This is a genomic window from Bradyrhizobium sp. TM102 (assembly GCF_009176685.1).
GTDB lineage: Bacteria > Pseudomonadota > Alphaproteobacteria > Rhizobiales > Xanthobacteraceae > Bradyrhizobium > Bradyrhizobium ottawaense.
In genome coordinates, this window is sequence record NZ_AP021855.1 from 14,482 (window position 1) to 34,233 (window position 19,752).

16 protein-coding genes are annotated in these 19,752 nt (G+C 65.3%); 13 read left to right on the forward strand and 3 right to left on the reverse strand.

Annotated features, from left to right (window positions below):
* Window positions 1–201 precede the first annotated feature (201 nt).
* The gene (locus tag GDN70_RS00090; protein WP_152102018.1) at window positions 202–840 is read right to left on the reverse strand and encodes a TetR/AcrR family transcriptional regulator; all 639 of its coding nucleotides are present in this window, start codon (window positions 838–840) and stop codon (window positions 202–204) included.
* A gap of 215 nt (window positions 841–1,055) precedes the next feature.
* On the opposite strand from GDN70_RS00090, the gene GDN70_RS00095 reads away from it, so the two are divergent.
* The 7 genes from GDN70_RS00095 to GDN70_RS00120 all read left to right on the forward strand — a co-directional run bounded on the left by GDN70_RS00095 (window position 1,056) and on the right by GDN70_RS00120 (window position 8,098).
* Window positions 1,056–2,606: an ABC transporter substrate-binding protein gene (locus GDN70_RS00095; protein WP_028139873.1), complete on the forward strand. Its 1,551-nt coding sequence runs from the start codon at window positions 1,056–1,058 to the stop codon at window positions 2,604–2,606.
* A gap of 206 nt (window positions 2,607–2,812) precedes the next feature.
* Window positions 2,813–3,784, forward strand: a complete 972-nt coding sequence (locus GDN70_RS00100; RefSeq protein ID WP_028139872.1) for an ABC transporter permease — start codon at window positions 2,813–2,815, stop codon at window positions 3,782–3,784.
* On the forward strand, window positions 3,781–4,620 hold the full coding sequence (locus GDN70_RS00105) for an ABC transporter permease (protein WP_028139871.1): 840 nt from the start codon (window positions 3,781–3,783) through the stop codon (window positions 4,618–4,620). Before GDN70_RS00100 ends, GDN70_RS00105 begins: the two co-directional genes overlap by 4 nt.
* A gap of 2 nt (window positions 4,621–4,622) precedes the next feature.
* Window positions 4,623–6,242 (forward strand): ABC transporter ATP-binding protein, encoded by a 1,620-nt coding sequence (locus GDN70_RS00110; RefSeq protein WP_028139870.1) that lies wholly within the window; start codon window positions 4,623–4,625, stop codon window positions 6,240–6,242.
* 374 nt (window positions 6,243–6,616) lie between these two features.
* Window positions 6,617–6,793, forward strand: a complete 177-nt coding sequence (locus GDN70_RS34825; RefSeq protein ID WP_162832263.1) for a hypothetical protein — start codon at window positions 6,617–6,619, stop codon at window positions 6,791–6,793.
* Window positions 6,790–6,999 carry a hypothetical protein gene (locus tag GDN70_RS00115; RefSeq protein ID WP_028139869.1) on the forward strand — a complete coding sequence of 70 codons (210 nt, stop codon included), beginning with the start codon at window positions 6,790–6,792 and terminating at the stop codon, window positions 6,997–6,999. Before GDN70_RS34825 ends, GDN70_RS00115 begins: the two co-directional genes overlap by 4 nt.
* A gap of 214 nt (window positions 7,000–7,213) precedes the next feature.
* The gene (locus GDN70_RS00120; RefSeq protein WP_244439188.1) at window positions 7,214–8,098 is read left to right on the forward strand and encodes an AEC family transporter; all 885 of its coding nucleotides are present in this window, start codon (window positions 7,214–7,216) and stop codon (window positions 8,096–8,098) included.
* Between the two features lie 15 nt (window positions 8,099–8,113).
* On the opposite strand, the gene GDN70_RS00125 is transcribed toward GDN70_RS00120, so the two are convergent.
* Window positions 8,114–8,398 (reverse strand): hypothetical protein, encoded by a 285-nt coding sequence (locus GDN70_RS00125; protein WP_028139867.1) that lies wholly within the window; start codon window positions 8,396–8,398, stop codon window positions 8,114–8,116.
* 208 nt (window positions 8,399–8,606) lie between these two features.
* Between GDN70_RS00125 and GDN70_RS00130 the strand changes: the two genes are divergently transcribed.
* From GDN70_RS00130 to GDN70_RS00145, 4 genes are all read left to right on the forward strand, one after another.
* Window positions 8,607–8,927, forward strand: a complete 321-nt coding sequence (locus GDN70_RS00130; RefSeq protein ID WP_028139866.1) for a hypothetical protein — start codon at window positions 8,607–8,609, stop codon at window positions 8,925–8,927.
* 224 nt (window positions 8,928–9,151) lie between these two features.
* The gene (locus tag GDN70_RS00135) at window positions 9,152–9,877 is read left to right on the forward strand and encodes an outer membrane protein (RefSeq protein WP_028139865.1); all 726 of its coding nucleotides are present in this window, start codon (window positions 9,152–9,154) and stop codon (window positions 9,875–9,877) included.
* Between the two features lie 164 nt (window positions 9,878–10,041).
* Complete coding sequence (locus GDN70_RS00140; RefSeq protein ID WP_028139864.1) at window positions 10,042–12,207, forward strand: methyl-accepting chemotaxis protein; 2,166 nt, start codon at window positions 10,042–10,044, stop codon at window positions 12,205–12,207.
* A gap of 134 nt (window positions 12,208–12,341) precedes the next feature.
* The gene (locus GDN70_RS00145) at window positions 12,342–13,403 is read left to right on the forward strand and encodes an MBL fold metallo-hydrolase (protein ID WP_028139863.1); all 1,062 of its coding nucleotides are present in this window, start codon (window positions 12,342–12,344) and stop codon (window positions 13,401–13,403) included.
* Window positions 13,404–13,437: 34 nt separating this feature from the next.
* On the opposite strand, the gene aroQ is transcribed toward GDN70_RS00145, so the two are convergent.
* Window positions 13,438–13,869, reverse strand: a complete 432-nt coding sequence (gene aroQ, locus GDN70_RS00150) for a type II 3-dehydroquinate dehydratase (RefSeq protein WP_028139862.1) — start codon at window positions 13,867–13,869, stop codon at window positions 13,438–13,440.
* A gap of 342 nt (window positions 13,870–14,211) precedes the next feature.
* Here aroQ and hemA point away from each other — a divergent pair, with 342 nt between their 5' ends.
* Together hemA and GDN70_RS00160 are read left to right on the forward strand one after the other, a co-directional pair.
* A complete protein-coding gene (gene hemA / locus GDN70_RS00155; RefSeq protein ID WP_028139861.1) occupies window positions 14,212–15,441 on the forward strand; it encodes a 5-aminolevulinate synthase in 1,230 nt (409 codons plus the stop codon).
* A gap of 370 nt (window positions 15,442–15,811) precedes the next feature.
* Window positions 15,812–19,321 (forward strand): PAS domain-containing hybrid sensor histidine kinase/response regulator, encoded by a 3,510-nt coding sequence (locus GDN70_RS00160; protein ID WP_028139860.1) that lies wholly within the window; start codon window positions 15,812–15,814, stop codon window positions 19,319–19,321.
* Window positions 19,322–19,752 lie beyond the last annotated feature (431 nt).

Genomic DNA, 19,752 nt, shown 5'->3' on the forward strand with positions numbered 1-19,752 from the left:
CTCAGGGACAGACGCGGCTGCGGGGCTCACCATTGCCAACCCTCGGCTTCGTCCGGGGCGTTTCGGAAGCGATGGGCTGCCTCAGTGCTCGGAGTTATAAAACCGACCAGGCGGTTTGTAAAGTTCGAAAGTCACGTCCTGACGCATTTGGCCGCAGGCGCGGCTTTGGGCAGGCCCCGGTTCGAATTCGTTAACGATGAATCAGGCGCGCTTGCGCCGGGTTGCAGCCTTCGCGACCGCTGCCGTTCCGGATTTGGCGGCACGTTTTGCGGCCGGCTGTTCGAGGCCGGTCCACTGCGCATCGTCGAGCAGGCGCGCGAACAGTCGCTGGTGCTCGTCCTTGCTGAGCGGCGACATGCCGAACAGCGAACTCAATAGCAGTCCCATCGCTCCGGCCCAGCGCAGCATCGCGAGATCGGGATCCGTGGCCTCTTCCCTGATCGCGGCCATCCGCTCCATCTCGCGCTCGCGCGGCAGCGCCATCAGACGCGGATTCTCCACCATGGCCGCAACCAGCGCCAGCGCGGCGGAATTCGGCGACGTCGCCGCTTCGCGCACCGTGGCCAGTTGGGTCGCCAGATTGGGATTCGCGGAGGTCTCGCCCGCCTTCGCCATATAACGCGTCGAGAATTCCTCGAAATGCGCCATCTGCCGCTCGAGGAGTGCCTTCAGCACCGCCTCCTTGGTGCGGAACTGATGCATCACGCCGCCCTTGCTCAGCCCGCTCTCGCGCGCAATCGCATCGAGCGTCAACCGGCCCGGCCCGTCGCGCGCGATGATCGCGATGGCTGCTTCGAGCGCAGCATTGCGGGACCGTTCGGAGCGCGTGGCATTGTCCATCGCCGACTTGTCTCCGCGGCACGACGATGAATCAAGTGAAAACAGGACGCGCTGTACATTTTTTGTGCGAACACTGTCGCGACTTTCATCTTGCGGCGCGGAACGGGACTGTGTGAGCCTCGATACCGGATGGGGACTGGGATGGGCCGGCCGTAGCTTTGCGCGCCATGACGTGCGAAGCGTTGACGGCTGGTCTCGCTTGAGAAAGATACGACATGCCGAAACGAGTGTTGCTTGGTCTCCTCCTGGCGTGCGGCCTCACGGCCCCGACACTGGCGCAAGAGCCGAAGACGGGAGGTGTGATCAATGCGGTGATCCAGCCTGAGCCGCCCGGCCTGATGCTGGCGATGGTCCAGAACGGCCCGGTGCAGATGGTGTCGGGCAACATCTTCGAAGGGCTGCTGCGCTACAGCCCCAAGCTCGAACCGCAGCCGGAGCTCGCCGAAAGCTGGAGCGTCAGCGAGGACGCCAAGACCTACACCTTCAAGCTCCGGAAGGGCGTCACCTGGCATGACGGCAAGCCTTTCACCGCCGCCGACGTCTTGTTCTCGGTCGAGATGCTGAAGCAGACCCACGCGCGCGCCCGCAACAACCTCGCGCAGGTCGACAAGGTCGAGGCGCCCGACGACTACACGGTCGTCTTCACGCTCAAGCAGCCGTTCGGCCCGTTCCTCGGCATCTTCGAGGTCGGCTCGATGCCGATGGTGCCGAAGCATCTCTATGACGGCACCGACTGGAAGACCAATCCCTACAACAACGCCCCGGTCGGCACCGGCCCCTTCATGTTCAAGGAATGGCAGAAGGGCTCGTTCATTCGCCTGGCCAAGAACCCGAACTATCACGAGAAGGGCAAACCCTATCTCGACGAGATCTACTGGCAGATCATTCCCGACGCCGCCGCTCGCTCGGTGGCCTACGAGACTGGCAAGGTCGACGTGCTGCCCGGCGGCTCGGTCGAGAACTTCGACGTGCCCAGGCTGTCCAAGTTGAAGGACACCTGCGTCACCGGCGCCGGCTGGGAGTTCTTCTCGCCGCTGGCCTGGCTGTGGCTCAACAACCGCCAGGGCCCGCTCGCCGACAAGCGGGTGCGGCAGGCGGTCATGTATGCGATCGACCGCGAATTCGCCAAGGACGTGATCTGGAACGGGCTCGGCAAGGTCGCGACCGGCCCCTCCGCCTCGACCATCAAATACTATACTGACGACGTGCCGAAATATCCGTACGACCCGGCCAAGGCCAAGGCCCTCTTGAAGGAAGCCGGCTACAAGGGCGAGAAGATCCGCCTGCTGCCGCTCGCTTATGGCGAGACCTGGCAGCGCTGGGGTGAAGCGGTGAAGCAGAACCTCCAGGACGTCGGCATCAACATCGAGACCATCGCCACAGACGTCGCTGGCGGCAACCAGAAGATCGGCGACTGGGACTACGACATCGCCTTCACCTATCTCTACCAGTATGGCGATCCCGCGCTCGGCGTCGGCCGAAACTACGTCTCCAGCGCCATCGCCAAGGGCCAGGTCTTCAACAACGTCGAGGGCTACTCCAACCCCGAGATCGACAAGCTGTTCGCCGACGGCGCCGTCGCAACGCCGGACTCCAAGCGCAAGGAGATCTACGAGAAGGCGCAGAAGATCCTGGTCGAAGACGTGCCGGTGGCCTGGATGCTCGAGCTGCAATTCCCGACCATCATGCGCTGCAAGGTCAAGAACCTGATCACCACGGGGATCGGGGTCAATGACGGCTTCAAGGACGCATGGCTCGACAAGTGAGCCCTTCCTTCTTCACCTCTCCCCGCCTGCGGGGAGAGGTCGAATGTGCGCATAGCGCACATTCGGGTGAGGGGGAGTCTCCACGAGTCCAACTGCTGATACGCTCGCGGAGAGTCCCCCTCACCCCAACCCTCTCCCCGCAAGCGGGGCGAGGGAGTCGCTCCGTCTCCGTGGCTTCAGGTCACATCACCAATATGACTCACTAGATGCTCTCCTTCGTCGCTCAGCGTGTCCTCAAGGGCGTGATCGTCCTGCTTGCGATCGTCGTCCTCAATTTCTTCCTGATCCGGCTTGCGCCGGGCGACCCCGCGGTGGTGATGGCGGGCGAGGCCGGGGCCAGTGACCAGATCTTCGTCAAGCAGCTCAGGGAGAAATTCGGCCTCGACAAGCCGCTGCCGGAGCAGCTCTTCCTCTACGTCAAGGGCGTCGTCACCCTCGACCTCGGCTTCTCCTTCCGCCAGCAGGCGCCGGTCGCAAAGCTGATCGGCGAGCGGCTGCCGGCGACGCTGCTGCTGACGCTGACGGCATTCGCGATCTCGCTCATGCTCGGCATTCTCTTCGGCACCTTCGCCGCGCGCTTTGCCGGAACCTTCCTCGACACCGCCATCACCGTTTTCGCGCTGATCTTCTACGCCATGCCGATCTTCTGGGTGGCGTTGATGGGCATCCTGCTGTTCTCGGTCACCATGGATTGGCTGCCGAGTTTTGGTTACGAGACGGTCGGTGCGAACCTCACCGGCTTCGCCCACGCGGTCGACGTCGCAAAACACCTGATCATGCCGGCGATGACGCTCGGCCTGTTCTTCATGGCGACCTATACCCGCATGACGCGCGCCTCGATGCTGGAGGTGAAGCGGCTCGACTTCGTCAAGACCGCGCGCGCCAAGGGCCTCTCGGACGCCGTGATCCAGCGCCGCCACGTGCTGCGCAACGCGCTGCTCCCCGTCGTGACGCTGGCCGGCGTGCATTCCGGCACGCTGATCGGCGGCGCCGTCATCACCGAGACCGTGTTCGCCTGGCCCGGCATCGGACGGCTGATGTACGACGCGCTGTTGCAGCGGGACTACAATCTGCTGCTCGGCGTCTTCGTGATCTGCTCCGCCATGGTCCTGATCTTCAACCTCATCACCGACCTCGTCTATCGCCTGGTCGATCCGCGCATCGAATTCGCCTCATGAAACAGTTCTGGAAATCGATGCTGCGTAGCCCGAGCGGCGTCATCGGGCTCATCATTCTGGTTCTCGCGATCTCGGTCGCATTGTTCGGACCGATGCTGTTCCCGAACTCGCCATGGCGGATGGTGCAGCGGCCGTTCCTGCCGCCGTTTACGCTCTCCGCCGTGCCGCTCGGCACCGACGCGCTCGGCCGCGACGTGTTCGCCGGTATGATTTTTGGCGCGCGCGTCTCGCTGCTTGTCGGCCTCGTCTCCACGCTGGTCGCGCTGATCGTCGGCGTTCCCATCGGCGCCATGGCCGGCTATTTCGGCGGCAGGGTCGATGACGCCCTGATGCGCTTCACCGAGTTCTTCCAGACCATTCCGAGCTTCGCGCTTGCGATCGTGCTGGTCGCGATCCTGCAGCCCTCGATCTATTCGATCGTGACCTCGATCGCGCTGGTGAGCTGGCCGCCGGTCGCCCGCCTCGTGCGCGGCGAGGTGCTGTCGCTGCGCACGCGCGAATATGTCCAGGCGGCGGTGGTCACAGGCCAGAGCAACACCTGGATCATCATGCGCGAGATCCTGCCGAACGCACTGTCGCCCGTGATCGTGCTGGCCTCACTGATGGTGGCGACCGCGATCCTCCTGGAATCCTCGCTGTCGTTCCTCGGCCTCGGCGACCCCAATCTGATCTCCTGGGGCTACATGGTCGGCGCCGGCCGCACCGTGATCCGCCAGGCCTGGTGGATCACGGTGTTTCCCGGTGTCGCCATCCTGATCTCCGTGCTCGGGCTCAATTTGATCGGCGAAGGCCTCAACGACGCGCTCAATCCGCGCCTGTCGCGGGAGGGACGCTGACAATGACCGCCCCGCCCGCCGTCTCCATCAAGAACCTGCGAATTGCCCTGCCCAAAGGCGCCGAGCGTCCCTTCGCGGTCGACGGCGTCTCGCTCGACTTGCGGCCCGGCAAGATCGTCTGCGTCGTCGGCGAGTCCGGCTCCGGCAAGTCGATGTGCGCGCATGCGCTGATGGGCCTGTTGCCGGATACGGTCTCGGTCGCCTCCGGCGAGATCCAGTTCGAGGGACGCGACCTGCTCAAGCTCGACGACGACGGTTGGCGCGATCTGCGCGGCCGCCGTCTCGCGATGATCTTCCAGGAGCCGATGACCGCGCTCAATCCGTTGATGCGGATCGGCGACCAGATGGCGGAGATGTTCGAGGCGCACGGCCTGCTGACGCCGAGGGAGCGGCGCGCGCGAGCGCTCGCTTTGGCACGGGAGGTCGGCCTGCCCGACCCCGAGCGCATCGTCCGCGCCTATCCGCACCAGCTCTCCGGCGGTCAGCGCCAGCGCGCCATGATCGCGATGGCGCTCGCGCTCGAGCCGGCCGTGCTGGTCGCGGACGAGCCGACCACCGCGCTCGATGTCACCACGCAGGCGCAGATCCTCAAGCTGATCCGCAACCTCCAGCGCAATCGCAACATGGCGGTGATGTTCATCACCCACGATTTCGGCGTGGTCGCCGATATCGCCGACCAGGTCGTCGTGCTCCGGCACGGCAAGGTCGTCGAGGAAGGTCCGGCCGCAACCGTCTTCAACGCGCCGCAGCACGACTACACCAAGGCGCTGCTCGCCGCCGTGCCCTCGATGGACCCGCCGGCGCGCGAGCCGCTCGACGACCAGGCCAGGGCCGTCGAGGTGATCGGGCTCGACAAGACCTATGTCACCTCGGGCGGCTGGTTTCGCGAAGACCGCCGCGTCGATGCCGCGCGCGCGGTCAATTTCAACATCCTCAGGGGCGAGACGCTCGGCCTCGTCGGCGAATCCGGCTCCGGCAAATCGTCGGTGGCGCGCCTGGTGATGCGGCTGATCGAGGCCGACCGCGGCACGGTGCGGATCGGCGAGACCGATCTCACCCAGCTCTCAGGCAAGGCGCTGCGTGCCGAGCGCCATCGCATCCAGATGATCTTTCAGGATCCGTTCGCTTCGCTCAATCCGCGCCGCAAGATCGGCCACATCATCGCCGACGGTCCGATCGCGGCCGGCCTTGATCCCAAGGTCGCGTTCGACCGGGCCCGCGATCTCCTCAAGATGGTGGGCCTGGATGCCGGCGCGCTCGAGCGCTATCCGCATGAATTCTCCGGCGGCCAGCGCCAGCGCATCGGCATTGCGCGCGCGCTCGCACTCGAACCCGAGATCATCGTCGCGGACGAGGCCGTCTCCGCGCTCGACGTCTCCGTCCAGGCGCAAGTCTTGCGGCTGCTCGAAGACCTCAAGACGCGCCTCGGTCTCTCGATGCTGTTCATCACCCACGATCTACGCGTCGCCGCCCAGATCTGCGACCGCATCGCGGTGATGCAGCGCGGCGCCATCGTCGAGCTGAAGCCGACCGCGCAGCTGTTCGCCGCGCCGGAGCATGCCTATACGCGCGAGCTGCTGGCGGCGGTGCCGGGACGGAAAGAGCGCGCGCCGGCGGCGTGACGATCGATCGTATCGAGTTGCCGAATTCCGGGATGGTTCCAAAAACTTGCACGCGGCCCGAGGTGAAACAAATTCGGTCCAGAAGAATTTTCTTGACGAAAATATCCTTGCCGATGAGCGCAAGGAGCAAGTCGACACCAGCATTCGCTCGCGCGGCTCCCGAAGCCCCGCAACGGATGTGAGCTGGTGAGCGGTATCTCAACCCGGCGCATCAAAGGCACGGGAGACGTTGGGATTCCGGAGTGCGCTCACGCGCTTTTTACTCCTTCGTGATCGGCGACACCGCTTCAAAGCCGAAGACGGCGTCATAGATGACGATGAAATGATAAGCGTCATCTGATGACGGGATTTGCCAACTGATATTCGGAGCCAACATGGGCGAAGTCATTCGATTTGTCTCCAAGTCCGAGCGCGAGCGAGCACGTCTCATCCAGGAGGCGCGCGCCATCTACGACAGTATCTTCCCGCCGACCGACCCGGCCAGCGAAGGCCAGGATAAGGCCGCGATGGGTCGTACATATATCGGCCGCGACGGGGGTAACCTGTCGTGATCAAGATCATCGCCGTGCTTTGCAGCCTTGCCTCCCCGACCAATTGTCACGAGCAGGTCGTCACCACCTCGGATTTCGCCGAGGTCTCGGTGCAGTCCTGCCTGATGGGCGCACCGCAGCTCGCCGACTGGATGAACCAGCATCCAGCGGAGCGACTGGCTGCGTGGCGCTGCGTGATCGGTCGACAGGCCGGCCGGGGCATCTAGCCTCTGACGGCCGCGTTCGATCGGCCCGCCACGCCCAGCCATGACGGTCTCGACTGAAGGGAGCTCTTGAGCCAGGGCCACGGCTCGACCAAAGCAGTGACGACACTCCATTGCCGGGGTAACCTCTCGTTGCGGCCATTGGCAGCAAGGGGGAAGCCGGATTGAAGTCGCGAGCCTCGTTCTTCCCGTATTCGCGATCATCGTCACCGGCTGGCTGGCCGGCGAGCTCGGCTATCTCTCCCGCTCGCTCGCCGACGCGCTGGTGCATTTCGCCTACAACGTGGCAATGCCTGCGCTATTGATCGTCACCATCGCGCAGGAGCCCGCGGGCAATCTGCTGGAATGGCGTTTCCTGCTCGCGTTCGGCGGCGGCTCCCTCGTCTGCTTTGCGCTGGTCTTCCTGGTGGTCCGCGCCGGCGGAAAGCATGATCTCGCCAGCAGCACGATTCAAGGCATGGCGGCGGCGATGACCAATACCGGCTTCGTGGCGCTGCCGATCCTGCACGCGATCTACGGCCAGCCCGCCGTCCTGCCTGCTGCGGTAGCGACGGTATTCGTCGCGGCCGTGATGTTTCCGATCACGGTCATCCTGCTGGAAAGGGACGCGCGCGGATCGTCCGCGCAGCCCGCCGGCCTCGCGAAGCAGATCCTGCTCAATCCGATGGTGCTGTCGACGCTTAGCGGTCTCGTCTGGGCGATCACGGGCCTGCCGATTCCGGCGCCGGTCGCGGCCTATCTCAACATGATCGCCGCCGCGCTCACGCCCTGCGCACTGTTCGCCATCGGGCTCGGCCTGTCGGTCGAGGGCCTGCGCTCCAACCTGAAGGCAACGTTCGCGCTCGCGCTCGTGAAGCTCGTGATCATGCCGCTGATCGTCTACGGACTTTGTGTGGTCACCGGCCTCAACGCGCTCTACACCGTCGCCGCCGTGATATGCGCCGCCGTGCCCACGGCGAAGACGGTGTACGTGCTGGCGCACGAGCACAAGGTCGAGGAGAAACTGGTCGCGGCCACGGTCTCGGTCACGACGATGCTGTCGGTAGCGACATTGCTGGTCGCGCTATACCTTCTCTCGGGTCTGGCGACCGGCACGCGCTAACCCGCACGGCCGCACTTATCTCGTGGTGTTGCTCCAGGTGGGCGCCGAGTTGGTCACGCCGACCGAGGGCCAATTGTAAGATCCGACCGACGGTGCCGTGACCGTTCCGACCGTCTGGCCGGACGAGCCGTAGGACGCCCGCGGCTGCGCTGCCGGCGCTCCGGCGCCGCCATAGGTCGGGGCCACCACGCCCGTGCTGTAGTGTCGGCTCGACCGCGCCTTCTTCGCTTCGGCCGCAAAGGGCGCGGCCAGCAGCCCGGTCGTGATGAGCGCGGCAATGGCGAGTTTGATGCTTGTCATGGCTGATCCCTCGATCGCTGGGGCCCTTGTGGCATGTGTTCATTGATCGCACGATGTCCATAGGCACAAGTTCATAACTCCGTGTGCTGGCGAAGGTGGCGAAGCAATGCGTTCGTCACCTCCGCTTCGGACGGATCATCCCCGCCTTCGGATGGACCCGAATCAGCGCTAGTGCATTGCCCTCAGCGACTTCGCGTATTGAGGCGACATGACCGGGCCCGAACTGAAGCAACTCCGCGCCGACCTCTCCGACGCCCTCGAACGGAAGCTCACCGCGGCCGACATGGCAAAGCTCTGCGGATTGCCGGAGAAAGGCGGCGGCGACACCATCCGGCGCTGGGAGGTGAGCGGCCCGACGCCGGCGGTGACCAAGGTGCTGCGCGTGCTTGCGATGGCGAGCGAGCGCTATCCCATCCTGGAGAAGTTCGACATCTTCGATCGACATGACGTGCGCGAGGAGGACCGCCCCGCAAAGCGCGCGGCGTTCCGCGAGCAGATGCGCGATGAGGCGCGACGGCGTCTTGGTTAACGAAGGACGCGCAGAGGTTACCGAAGCCCTGCGAAGTTAAGCCTTCCTTCACCACTTCTTAAGCCGGCATTAAGCACGAAAATCATTTGCAGCCCAATAAGTTAGGTTGGGTCTCGTTGTGCCATGCATGTGACAGCATTTTCGTCAAAAGGAAGCTATCTGCAAAACCAACGCGGCGCGGAAAGCGCGCCTGCCGGGGACCTTAAGTGTCGGAGTTCAAGACGATGAAGAAGATTCTGTTTGCGACCGTTGCGCTGCTCGTGGTGGGCGCTGCTGCACCGGCCGTCGGTGCCGATCTCGGCAACCGCAACTATTACAAGTCGCCCGCGCCGGCCTATGCCGCGCCGATCTACAACTGGACCGGCTTCTATATCGGCGGCCATGTCGGTGGCGCGTTCTCCAGCGACAACAATTTCAACGGCCTTTCCACCGGCAACAACGGCAACGGCCGCTTCCTCGGCGGCGTGCAGGTCGGTGGCGACTGGCAGTTCCACCCGAACTTCGTGGTCGGCGTCGAGGGCCAGTATTCCTGGCTCTCCGGCAGCGTCGGCGCCGTGTTTCCGGGCGGCATCGCCTACACCAACGACCAGCGTGGCCTCGGCTCGATCACCGGCCGCGTCGGCTACACCTGGGGCCCCGGCCTCGTCTATGTGAAGGGCGGCTACGCCTATTCGGACAACAACGAGAAGGTGACCGTCGGCGGCGTGCCGACCGCGTTCGTCATCACCGGCGATCACCGCAACGGCTATACCGTCGGCGCCGGCCTCGAATACATGTTCGCCCCGAACTGGTCGGCCAAGGCCGAGTACCAGTACTACAATTTCGGCGACTCGAGCTTCACCGGCGGCCCGCTCGCGGGCACCGGCAGCTTCACCACCGACGACCACACCATCAAGGCGGGCGTCAACTACCGCTTCAACTGGGCAAGCCCGGCCGTCGCGCGCTACTGATCGGTTACCACAACCTTACCATGACGGGGGGCCGGCGATTTCGCCGGCCCTTCTTTTTTCGCCCTGCGGAACACATGCAACCGTTTGCGGAGATTGCGAATTTTTAACCCGCCGTGCGGATACTGCCGGCCGCAAACAGAAGCAAGAACGTTGGGGGAATTTCGATGGCGATCCGTTTCAGCCTTGGCGGCTCACTTGGCGGCCCACTTGGCCGAATGCGGCCGCGTTTCAAAATGCCGACCTGGGGCGTACGCGGCAGCCTGTTCGCCGCCTTCGCAGTGATCGCCGGCATGGGCCTCGTGATCGCGGCCGGCGCCGGCCTGGCGCTGCAGAATCTCGGCGGACGCATGACCGAACTGAGCGGGCGGGACATTCCGCGCCTTGCCGCCAGCCTGCAATTGTCGGCATTGAGCGCGAGCCTTGCGGCACAGGGACCTGCCCTGCTCGCGGCACAAAGCGAGGAAGCGCTGAACGAGCGCACCAAGAAGCTCAAGGAGCTGCAGGAGCAAACACAGCAGAAGCTCAACGAGATCATCCAGCTCGGCGGCGACAAGGCCGTCGTCTCCGGACTCAGCGAGACGATGAAGAGCATCAACGAGGCGGCCCAGAGCCTGGCCAAGGCCGCGCGCGAACGGCTGGATATCGCCGCCCTCCATGACAAGCAATATGACGCGCTGCGCAGCGCCCAGGGCGCCTTCGTCGGCGCGGCCAGCCCGGCGATGCTCGACGCGCAGACCCGGGTCAACGCCATTCTCGGCTCGGCCGACTTGTCTGCCGCGGATGCCAGCGATGCCGCGCAGACCGTCGGCCAGCTCGGCAACGTCGTCGCCAGCGGCAATCTCGCAGCCGCCGACATGAGTGCGGCGCTGTCGGCCAACACCAGCGACAAGCTCGACGACATCCAGAAGGAATTCAAGACGGCGCAGGGACGCCTGCGGTCCAACCTCGATCTGTTGCCGGACAATCAGGGCAACAAGATGCTGCGCGAAACGGCGGAGAAGCTGCTGGCGCTCGGCACCGGCAAGACCGGCGTGTTCAACCTGCGTGAGAAGGAGCTCGACTCCGTCGACTACGGCCAGACCATCCTCGACGAGACCCGCAAGCTCAATGTCGGCCTCGGCATCAGCGTGCAGCAGCTCGTCGACGGCGTGCAGAAAGAGACCAACGCCTCGACCTCGCAGGCGCAGCAGGAGACCTCGCTCGCGACCACCGTGATGCTGGCGCTTGGGGCCTTGATGCTGGTCGGCTCGGCGCTGTTCGTCTGGCTCTATGTCGGCCGCAACATCCTGCGCCGCATCCGCGAGCTTCAGCGCGCCATGCAGCTGCTGTCGGCCGGCGACCTCGACACCGAGATCGTCCGCTCCCGGCAGAACGACGAGATCGGCGTGATGAAGGAAACGCTGACCGTGTTCCGCGACAGCATGATCGAAGCCCGGGCGCTCGCCGGCGAGCAGGACAAGGACCGGATCGCCAAGGCCGAGCGGGCCGCGCGCATGGAAGCCAAGATCGCCGAATTCGAAAGCACGGTGCGCTCCGCGCTCGACAATCTGGCGCAGTCGGCCAATTCGATGCAATCGACCGCGCAGAGCATGTCGACCACCGCCGACCAGTCCAACGCGCTGGTCAACGCGGTCGCCTCGGCCGCCGAGGAGACCTCGGTCAACGTGCAGACCGTGTCGTCAGGCACCGAGCAGCTGTCGTCCTCGATCGAGGAGATCAGCAAGCAGGTCGTGACCTCGGCCGCGATCGCCAAGAAGGCGGTCGACGAGGCCGGCGCCACCGACACCACGGTGCAGAGCCTCGCCGACAGCGCGAGCCGCATCAGCGTCGTGGTCGACCTGATCCAGACCATCGCCTCGCAGACCAATCTGCTCGCGCTCAACGCCACCATCGAGGCGGCGCGTGCGGGCGAGGCCGGCCGCGGCTTCGCGGTGGTTGCCTCCGAGGTGAAGAGCCTCGCGAGCCAGACCGCCAAGGCCACGGAGGAAATCCGCACCCAGATCGCCAGCATGCAGGAGATCACGACCTCGGCGGTCGGCGCCATCCAGGGCATCGGCCGGATCATCGGCGAGATCGACAACGTGACCACGACGATCGCAGCCGCGGTCGAGGAGCAGGGCGCCGCCACCCGCGAGATCGCGCGCAACATCCAGCATGCGGCCGGCGGCACCAGCGAGGTCTCCAGCAACATCGTCGGCGTCTCCACGGCTTCCGCCGAAGCCGGCGCCGCGGCAAACGAAGTGCTGGGCGCCTCCGACGCGCTCCGCCGCGAAGCCGACATGCTGCGCGGAGAGATCGACGCGTTCCTCAACAACATGCGGGCGGCGTAACAGCGCCGGCCCGTAGCCCGGACGGCGCTTCGTCCGGGCTACGGAAAAACACGCCCGGTATGACCGCCATGCGGAGACCACGGGCCAGCCTTTTTCGGCTGGCGCCCCGCGCGCGCTGGGTTTAAGCCGGTAGCATGAACGCGAAAACCGACACCGCACAGTCCTCAGCCGAAGCCCTGCGCTACCCCTGGGAGCAGCACCCTGGCCACGACGAGATCGTCGAGGTCAGGCCCGGCGTGCTGTGGGCGCGGCTGAAATTGCCGTTCCGCCTCAACCACGTGAACATCTACCTGCTCGCCGACGGCGACGGCTATGCGATGGTGGATACCGGCTTCGGCAACGAGGAGACGATCGAGGCCTGGACCAAGCTGTTCGACGGGCCGCTGAAGGGCGTCCACATCACGCGCCTGATCGTCACCCACTCCCACCCCGACCATGTCGGGCTCGCAGGCTGGGTCGTCGAGCGGTTCAACTGCCCGCTGGTGATGTCGCAGGTCGAATATCTGCAATCGGTCTATCACCAGAACCGCGGCACCGCGGAGCGGCAGGAGGCGCAGCGGCTGTTCTTCCGTCGCCATGGCATGGACGAGTCGCTCACCGAAAAGCTGCTCGGCCGCGGCCAGGATTATCTCAAGCGCGTTTCGGTGCTGCCGCCCTCCTACCGCCGCATCTCCCATGGCGACGACGTCGTGATCGGCACGCGCCGCTTCAAGGTGATCACCGGCGGCGGCCACGCGCTCGACCAGGTGATGCTGTATTGCGCCGACGACAAGCTGTTCCTCTCCGCCGACCAGGTGCTGAGCAAGATCTCGCCCAATGTCAGCGTCTGGGCGGTCGAGCCCGACCAGAACTCGCTCGGCGAATATCTGGCCTCGCTCGCCAGCCTCACCACGACGCTGCCCTATGACGTCCTGGTGCTGCCCGGCCATGGCGTGCCGTTCTACGGGCTGAAGACCCGGATCAAGCAGCTCGCCGACCACCATGAAGAGCGCTGCCGCCTGATCGCGGAAGCCTGCCGCGAGGTGCCGCAGACCTCGCGCGCCTTGGTACCCGTCGTGTTCAACAAGCATGTGCTCGACGAACACCAGATGGGCTTTGCCGCCGGAGAGCTCGTCGCCCACGTCAACTACATGATCGTCGAGGGCCGGCTGACGGCGGAGACGAAGGACGGCGTGCTGCAGTTCAGGACGACGTGAGTCGCTTCGTCATGCCCGGGCTTGTGGCGGCATGTCACTTCATATTCGCGATCGCGTGCAGCGCGGCGATGTAGCCGAACGGACCCAGGCCGCAGATCACCCCGCTCGCCACGAACGAGATCTTGGAGTGGCGGTGATATTCGTCGCGGGCGAGGATGTTGGAGATGTGGACTTCCAGCACCGGCCCTTCGAACGTCTTGATCGCGTCCATGATCGCGACCGAGGTGAAGGAAAAGCCGGCCGGATTGATGATGATTGCATCGGCGTCCTGCCGCGCCGACTGGATCAGGTCGACCAGCACGCCTTCATGGTTGGATTGGTGGAAGGCGAGCTTGAGCCCGAGGGTTGCGGCAGCCGCCTCGCAGCTCGCGTTGACCTCTGCGAGCGTCGTGGTGCCGTAGATGTGCGGCTCGCGGATGCCGAGCATATTGAGGTTGGGACCGTTCAGAACCATGACACGCTTCATCGGGGCGTCCTTTCGCGTGCGCTTGCCGGGCGCCGATCCGCGCCTCGCCAAGGCAAAGGCTACGACATCGGCGCGACCGGCTCAGCAATCATGGACGGCGCGCGCCCCATGGACAAAATGTCCAAGCCAGCGACAACGGTCCCGGACTTTCCCGGGAGCCTCGGCCCGCGCGGGCGGACCAGCGTTAGGCGTTTGATCCACATCAACTATCGCCGGCGATACGCCGCTATCAATGGACCCGCGCGCCTCGTCACAAATGTGTGCGGGCGCATGGACATTGGAGCTGGAAAAGCTCTAAAAATGAGCGGCCGCCTTGGCCGGGTTCCGTTGCAGGTTTTGCCGATGGATTACAACCAGTTCTTCGATTCCGCCCTCGATCGTCTCCATTCCGAGCGGCGCTACCGCGTGTTCGCCGACCTGGAGCGCACGGCCGGCCGATTCCCGCACGCGGTCTGGCACTCGCCCAAGGGCAAGCGCGACGTCGTGATCTGGTGCTCCAACGATTATCTCGGCATGGGCCAGCACCCGAAAGTGGTCGGCGCCATGGTCGAGACCGCGACGCGCGTCGGCACCGGTGCCGGCGGCACCCGCAACATCGCCGGCACGCATCATCCGCTGGTCCAGCTCGAGGCCGAGCTCGCCGATCTCCACGGCAAGGAAGCCGCGCTGCTGTTCACTTCGGGCTATGTCTCGAACCAGACCGGCATCCCGACCATCGCAAAACTCATTCCGAACTGCCTGATCCTGTCGGACGAGCTCAACCACAATTCGATGATCGAGGGCATCCGCCAGTCCGGCTGCGAGCGGGTCGTGTTCCGCCACAACGATCTTGCGCATCTCGAGGAGCTGTTGAAAGCGGCCGGCCCGAACCGGCCGAAGCTGATCGTCTGCGAGAGCCTCTATTCCATGGACGGCGACGTCGCCCCGCTCGCCAGGATCTGCGATCTCGCCGAGAAGTACGATGCGATGACCTATGTCGACGAAGTCCACGCGGTCGGCATGTACGGCCCGCGCGGCGGCGGCATCGCCGAGCGTGACGGCGTCATGCATCGCATTGACATCCTCGAAGGCACGCTGGCGAAAGCGTTCGGCTGCCTCGGCGGCTACATCGCCGCCAACGGCCAGATCATCGATGCCGTGCGCTCCTATGCGCCGGGCTTCATCTTCACCACCGCGCTGCCGCCGGCGATCTGCTCGGCCGCGACTGCCGCGATCAAGCATCTGAAAACCTCGAACTGGGAGCGCGAGCGCCACCAGGACCGTGCCGCCCGCGTCAAGGCGATCCTCAACGCCGCCGGCCTGCCGGTGATGTCGAGCGACACCCACATCGTGCCGCTGTTCGTCGGCGATCCCGAGAAGTGCAAGCAAGCGTCCGACCTGCTGCTCGAGGAGCACGGCATCTACATCCAGCCGATCAACTATCCGACGGTCGCCAAGGGCAGCGAGCGGCTGCGCATCACGCCCTCGCCCTATCATGACGACGGCCTGATCGATCAGCTCGCCGAGGCCCTGCTTCAGGTGTGGGACTGTCTCGGCCTGCCACTGCGCGAGAAGTCGCTCGCGGCGGAATAGGCGTTTCGCCTCTCCCAACTCCCACCGTTCCCGGAGCTACCCCCCTCCCCAACCCTCCCCCACACGGGGGAGGGAGCGAGACAGGTGTGCCCACCTCACGTCATCCAGCCCAATAAGTCGAGCAACGCCAGTCGCATCTTTGTCGCGAGGAGCAAGGCTCTCTCCGTTCCCTCCCCCCTTGTGGGGGAGGGTCAGGGAGGGGGTGCCACGCGGGGATTCTCTCGGGAAACCCCAAGCTGCGCACCTTAACGACAACCCCAGTTCCCGCCCTTCCGAGCATTTCGCTGTCGCCTCCCCCCGCCTAACGCGATAGATTTGCAGCGAAAATGAGCTCGGGCGCGGCCAGCGCCCTGGGAGAAGCGCGCTCGCCATGCTGCACGATTGGGGCGTGATCGCCGCCGCCTTCGGCTATATCGGCTTCCTGTTCCTGGTGGCGAGCCATGGCGACCGCCGCTCGCCGGCCGGGCGCGGCCGTGCCTCCGGGCTGATCTATCCGCTCTCGCTGGCGATCTACTGCACCTCCTGGACCTTCTTCGGCTCGGTCGGCTTCGCCACCCGCGCCTCGACCGACTTCCTCGCCATCTATGTCGGCCCGATCCTGATGATCGGGTTAGGGGCCGGCGTGTTGCGCCGCGTGATCCAGCTGGCGAAAGCCCACAACATCACCTCGATCGCCGACTTCATCGGGGCGCGCTACGGCAAGAGCCAGGCGGTGGCGGCGACCGTGGCGCTGATCGCGATCATCGGCTCGGTGCCCTACATCGCGCTCCAGCTCAAGGCGGTCGCCTCCTCGCTCGAAACGATCCTGAGCGAAGACCAGGCCTTCTCCCACATCCCGATCGTCGGCGACGTCGCGCTGATGGTGACGCTGGCAATGGCGGCCTTCGCGGTGCTGTTCGGGACGCGTCAGACCGACGCGACCGAGCATCAGCACGGCCTGATGCTGGCGGTCGCGACCGAATCCATCATCAAGCTGATCGCCTTCCTCGCCGCCGGCATCTTCGTCACCTTCTGGATGTTCTCGCCGCACGAACTGATCGAGCGCGCCATGAAGACGCCGGAGGCGGTGCGCGCCATCAACTATTCGCCGTCGATCGGCAACTTCCTCACCATGACGCTGCTGTCGCTCTGCGCGATCATGCTGCTGCCGCGCCAGTTCCACGTCAGCGTGGTCGAGAACTCCTCGGATGCCGAGGTCGGCCGCGCGCGCTGGCTGTTCCCGCTCTATCTCGTCGCCATCAATCTGTTCGTGATCCCGATCGCGCTCGCCGGCCTCGTCACCTTCCCGTTCGGCGCGGCCGACCCTGACATGTACGTGCTGGCGCTGCCGATGGAGGGCGGTGCGGGGCTTCTCAGCGTCGCCATTTTCGTCGGCGGCCTGTCGGCGGCGACCGCGATGGTGATCGTCGAATGCGTCGCACTCTCCATCATGGTCTCGAACGACCTCGTGGTGCCGCTGGTGCTGCAACGACGGCCGGAAGGACGCGCCGGCGGCGCGGATTTCAGCGACTTCCTGCTGCGCTCGCGCCGGCTCGCGATCTTCGCCATCATGGTGATGGCCTATTTCTACTATCGCGCGCTCGGCAATACCCAGCTCGTGGCGATCGGCCTGCTCTCCTTTGCCGCCATCGCGCAGCTTGCGCCGAGCTTCTTCGGCGGGCTGCTGTGGCGGCGCGCGACCGCGCGCGGCGCCATCGGCGGCATGCTGGTCGGCTTCGCGGTGTGGCTCTACACGCTGTTCATTCCGAGTTTCATGGATTCCTCGACATCGGGCATCCTGCTGCTTCAGCACGGTCCGTTCGGCATCGAGGCGCTGCGGCCGCAGGCGCTGTTCGGCGCCGATCTGCCTCCCCTGATGCACGGCGTGATCTGGTCGCTGTCGCTCAACATCCTGACCTATGTGCTGCTGTCGCTGGCGCGAAGGCCCTCGTCCATCGAGCTGCTGCAGGCCGATCTGTTCGTGCCCAATACGCTTGCGCCGATCTCGCCTAGTTTCCGCCGCTGGCGCACCACCGTCACCGTGCAGGACATCCAGACCACGGTGGCGCAATATCTCGGACCCGACCGCGCCCGGCATTCCTTCGAGGCATTCTCCGCACGGCGCAACGTTCGCCTGGAGGCTGGAGCGCCCGCCGATTTCGAGCTGTTGCAGCACGCCGAGCACCTGATCGCCTCCTCGATCGGCGCGGCCTCCTCGCGCCTCGTGATGTCACTGCTGCTGCGCAAGCGCACGGTCTCGGCCAAAGCCGCACTCAAGCTGCTCGACGACTCGCACGCAGCCCTGCATTTCAACCGCGAGATCCTGCAGACCGCGCTCAACCACGTGCGTCAGGGCATCGCCGTGTTCGATGCCGATCTGCAGCTGATCTGCTCCAACCGGCAGTTCGGCGATCTCCTCAACGTCCCCCCGCATATCGTCCAGTTCGGCGAGCCGCTGCGCGAGATCCTGGAATTCATCGGCGTGAGCGATCCGGACGACCCGGTCGAGCGCGAGGCCATGCTGGAGCGGCGCCTTGCCGCCTACACCACCGACAGCGAGCCATATCTCGAACGTCTGCCGGAACGCCACATGGTGATCGAGGTGCTTACCAACCGCATGCCCGGCGGCGGCTTCGTCATCACCTTCACCGATGTCACACCCACCTTCGAGGCGGCGGAAGCACTGGAGCGCGCCAACGCGACACTGGAAAAGCGCGTGCGCGACCGCACCGAGGAGCTGACGCGGCTGAATTCCGAGCTGGCGCTGGCCAAGAGCGCCGCGGAAGACGCCAGCATCTCCAAGACACGCTTCCTCGCCGCCGCCAGCCACGACATCCTCCAGCCGCTGAACGCGGCGCGGCTCTATGTCACGAGCCTGGTCGAACGCCAGCACAGCGGCGAGGAGACGCGGCTGGTCGAGAACATCGACGAATCCCTGCAGGCGATCGAAGAGATCCTCGGCGCGCTGCTGGACATCTCGCGACTGGACGCCGGCGCGATGACGACCTCGATCTCGAGCTTCAAGATGGCCGATCTGATGCGCTCGCTGGAGATCGAGTTCGCGCCGATCGCGCGCGCCAAGAACCTGGAGCTCACCTTCGTGCCGTGCTCGCTGCCGGTCGAATCGGACCGGCTCCTGCTGCGGCGCCTGCTGCAGAACCTGATCTCGAATGCGATCAAATACACCCCGCGCGGCCGCGTGCTGGTCGGCTGTCGCCGACAAGGCCCTTCGCTCAAGATCTGCGTCTACGACACCGGGGTCGGCATTCCGCCGGTCAAGCGCGGCGAGATCTTCAAGGAATTCCACCGCCTCGAGCAGGGCGCGCGGATCGCGCGCGGGCTGGGGCTCGGCCTGTCGATCGTCGAACGGCTGGCGCGGGTGCTCAAGCACGGCATCGCCATCGACGGCAACAGAAGCGGCGGCTCGGTCTTCTCCGTGACCGTGCCGACGGCGAAAGCGATCACCCACACCGCCGCGGTGACCAGCGCGACGCCGCTGGCGCGGACGCCGATCTCGGGTGCCCTGATCGTCTGTATCGAGAATGACGCGGCGATCCTCGACGGCATGCGCACGCTGCTGAAGGCCTGGGACGCCGAGGTGATCGCGGTCGCCGATCCCGAGGGCGCGATCGCCGCCATCGAGACGGCGGGACGGCGCGTCACCGGCCTCCTGGTCGACTATCATCTCGACCGCGGCAACGGCATCGCCGCCATCCGCGACATCCGCCGTCGCTTCGGCGACGCCATTCCCGCGATCCTGATCACCGCCGACCGCAGCCCCGCCGTGCAGGTCGCTGCGCGCGACGAGAAGGTCGCAGTGCTCAACAAGCCGGTCAAGCCGGCCTCGCTCCGCGCGCTCCTCGGCCAGTGGCGCACGCAGCAGATGGTGGCTGCGGAGTGAGACGCACTGCCAGCGCCCGCGCTCATGAAGAGCGCCTCCAGGGACAACGGCTTGGCCATTGAGCCGGGTACGGTGACGGAAGGGTGCACCGCGACCTCCACATCGTCATTGCGAGCGCAAGCGAAGCAATCCAGAATCCTCCCGTGGAAAGATTCTGGATTGCTTCGTCGCTTCGCTCCTCGCAATGACGGAGCAAGGTGAAATGTTGTCGTCCTCAAATCGGCATCTCGTTTCGCAGATACGCCTTCGCCTTCTCGCGGCGTGTTTCGCCCGAGGTTTGCGCTTCTCGTCACGCCCTCCTGGAGAAAAGGGCGCAGGGAAGGCCGGGTGCCGGCTGGCACCCGCGGTCCGCTGCGCGAAATGCACACGCAGGAAGAACCGCACAGCAGCATACAGGTGACGCCGAACACACGGCCTTCCCTGCGCGATGG

Bases quoted from the DNA above. Each gene is read 5' to 3' on its own strand.
- GDN70_RS00090 (WP_152102018.1), bottom strand. From the start codon at position 840: ATGGACAATGCCACGCGCTCCGAACGGTCCCGCAATGCTGCGCTCGAA.
- GDN70_RS00095 (WP_028139873.1), top strand. From the start codon at position 1,056: ATGCCGAAACGAGTGTTGCTTGGTCTCCTCCTGGCGTGCGGCCTCACG.
- GDN70_RS00100 (WP_028139872.1), top strand. From the start codon at position 2,813: ATGCTCTCCTTCGTCGCTCAGCGTGTCCTCAAGGGCGTGATCGTCCTG.
- GDN70_RS00105 (WP_028139871.1), top strand. From the start codon at position 3,781: ATGAAACAGTTCTGGAAATCGATGCTGCGTAGCCCGAGCGGCGTCATC.
- GDN70_RS00110 (WP_028139870.1), top strand. From the start codon at position 4,623: ATGACCGCCCCGCCCGCCGTCTCCATCAAGAACCTGCGAATTGCCCTG.
- GDN70_RS34825 (WP_162832263.1), top strand. From the start codon at position 6,617: ATGGGCGAAGTCATTCGATTTGTCTCCAAGTCCGAGCGCGAGCGAGCA.
- GDN70_RS00125 (WP_028139867.1), bottom strand. From the start codon at position 8,398: ATGACAAGCATCAAACTCGCCATTGCCGCGCTCATCACGACCGGGCTG.
- GDN70_RS00130 (WP_028139866.1), top strand. From the start codon at position 8,607: ATGACCGGGCCCGAACTGAAGCAACTCCGCGCCGACCTCTCCGACGCC.
- GDN70_RS00135 (WP_028139865.1), top strand. From the start codon at position 9,152: ATGAAGAAGATTCTGTTTGCGACCGTTGCGCTGCTCGTGGTGGGCGCT.
- GDN70_RS00140 (WP_028139864.1), top strand. From the start codon at position 10,042: ATGGCGATCCGTTTCAGCCTTGGCGGCTCACTTGGCGGCCCACTTGGC.
- GDN70_RS00145 (WP_028139863.1), top strand. From the start codon at position 12,342: ATGAACGCGAAAACCGACACCGCACAGTCCTCAGCCGAAGCCCTGCGC.
- aroQ (WP_028139862.1), bottom strand. From the start codon at position 13,869: ATGAAGCGTGTCATGGTTCTGAACGGTCCCAACCTCAATATGCTCGGC.
- hemA (WP_028139861.1), top strand. From the start codon at position 14,212: ATGGATTACAACCAGTTCTTCGATTCCGCCCTCGATCGTCTCCATTCC.
- GDN70_RS00160 (WP_028139860.1), top strand. From the start codon at position 15,812: ATGCTGCACGATTGGGGCGTGATCGCCGCCGCCTTCGGCTATATCGGC.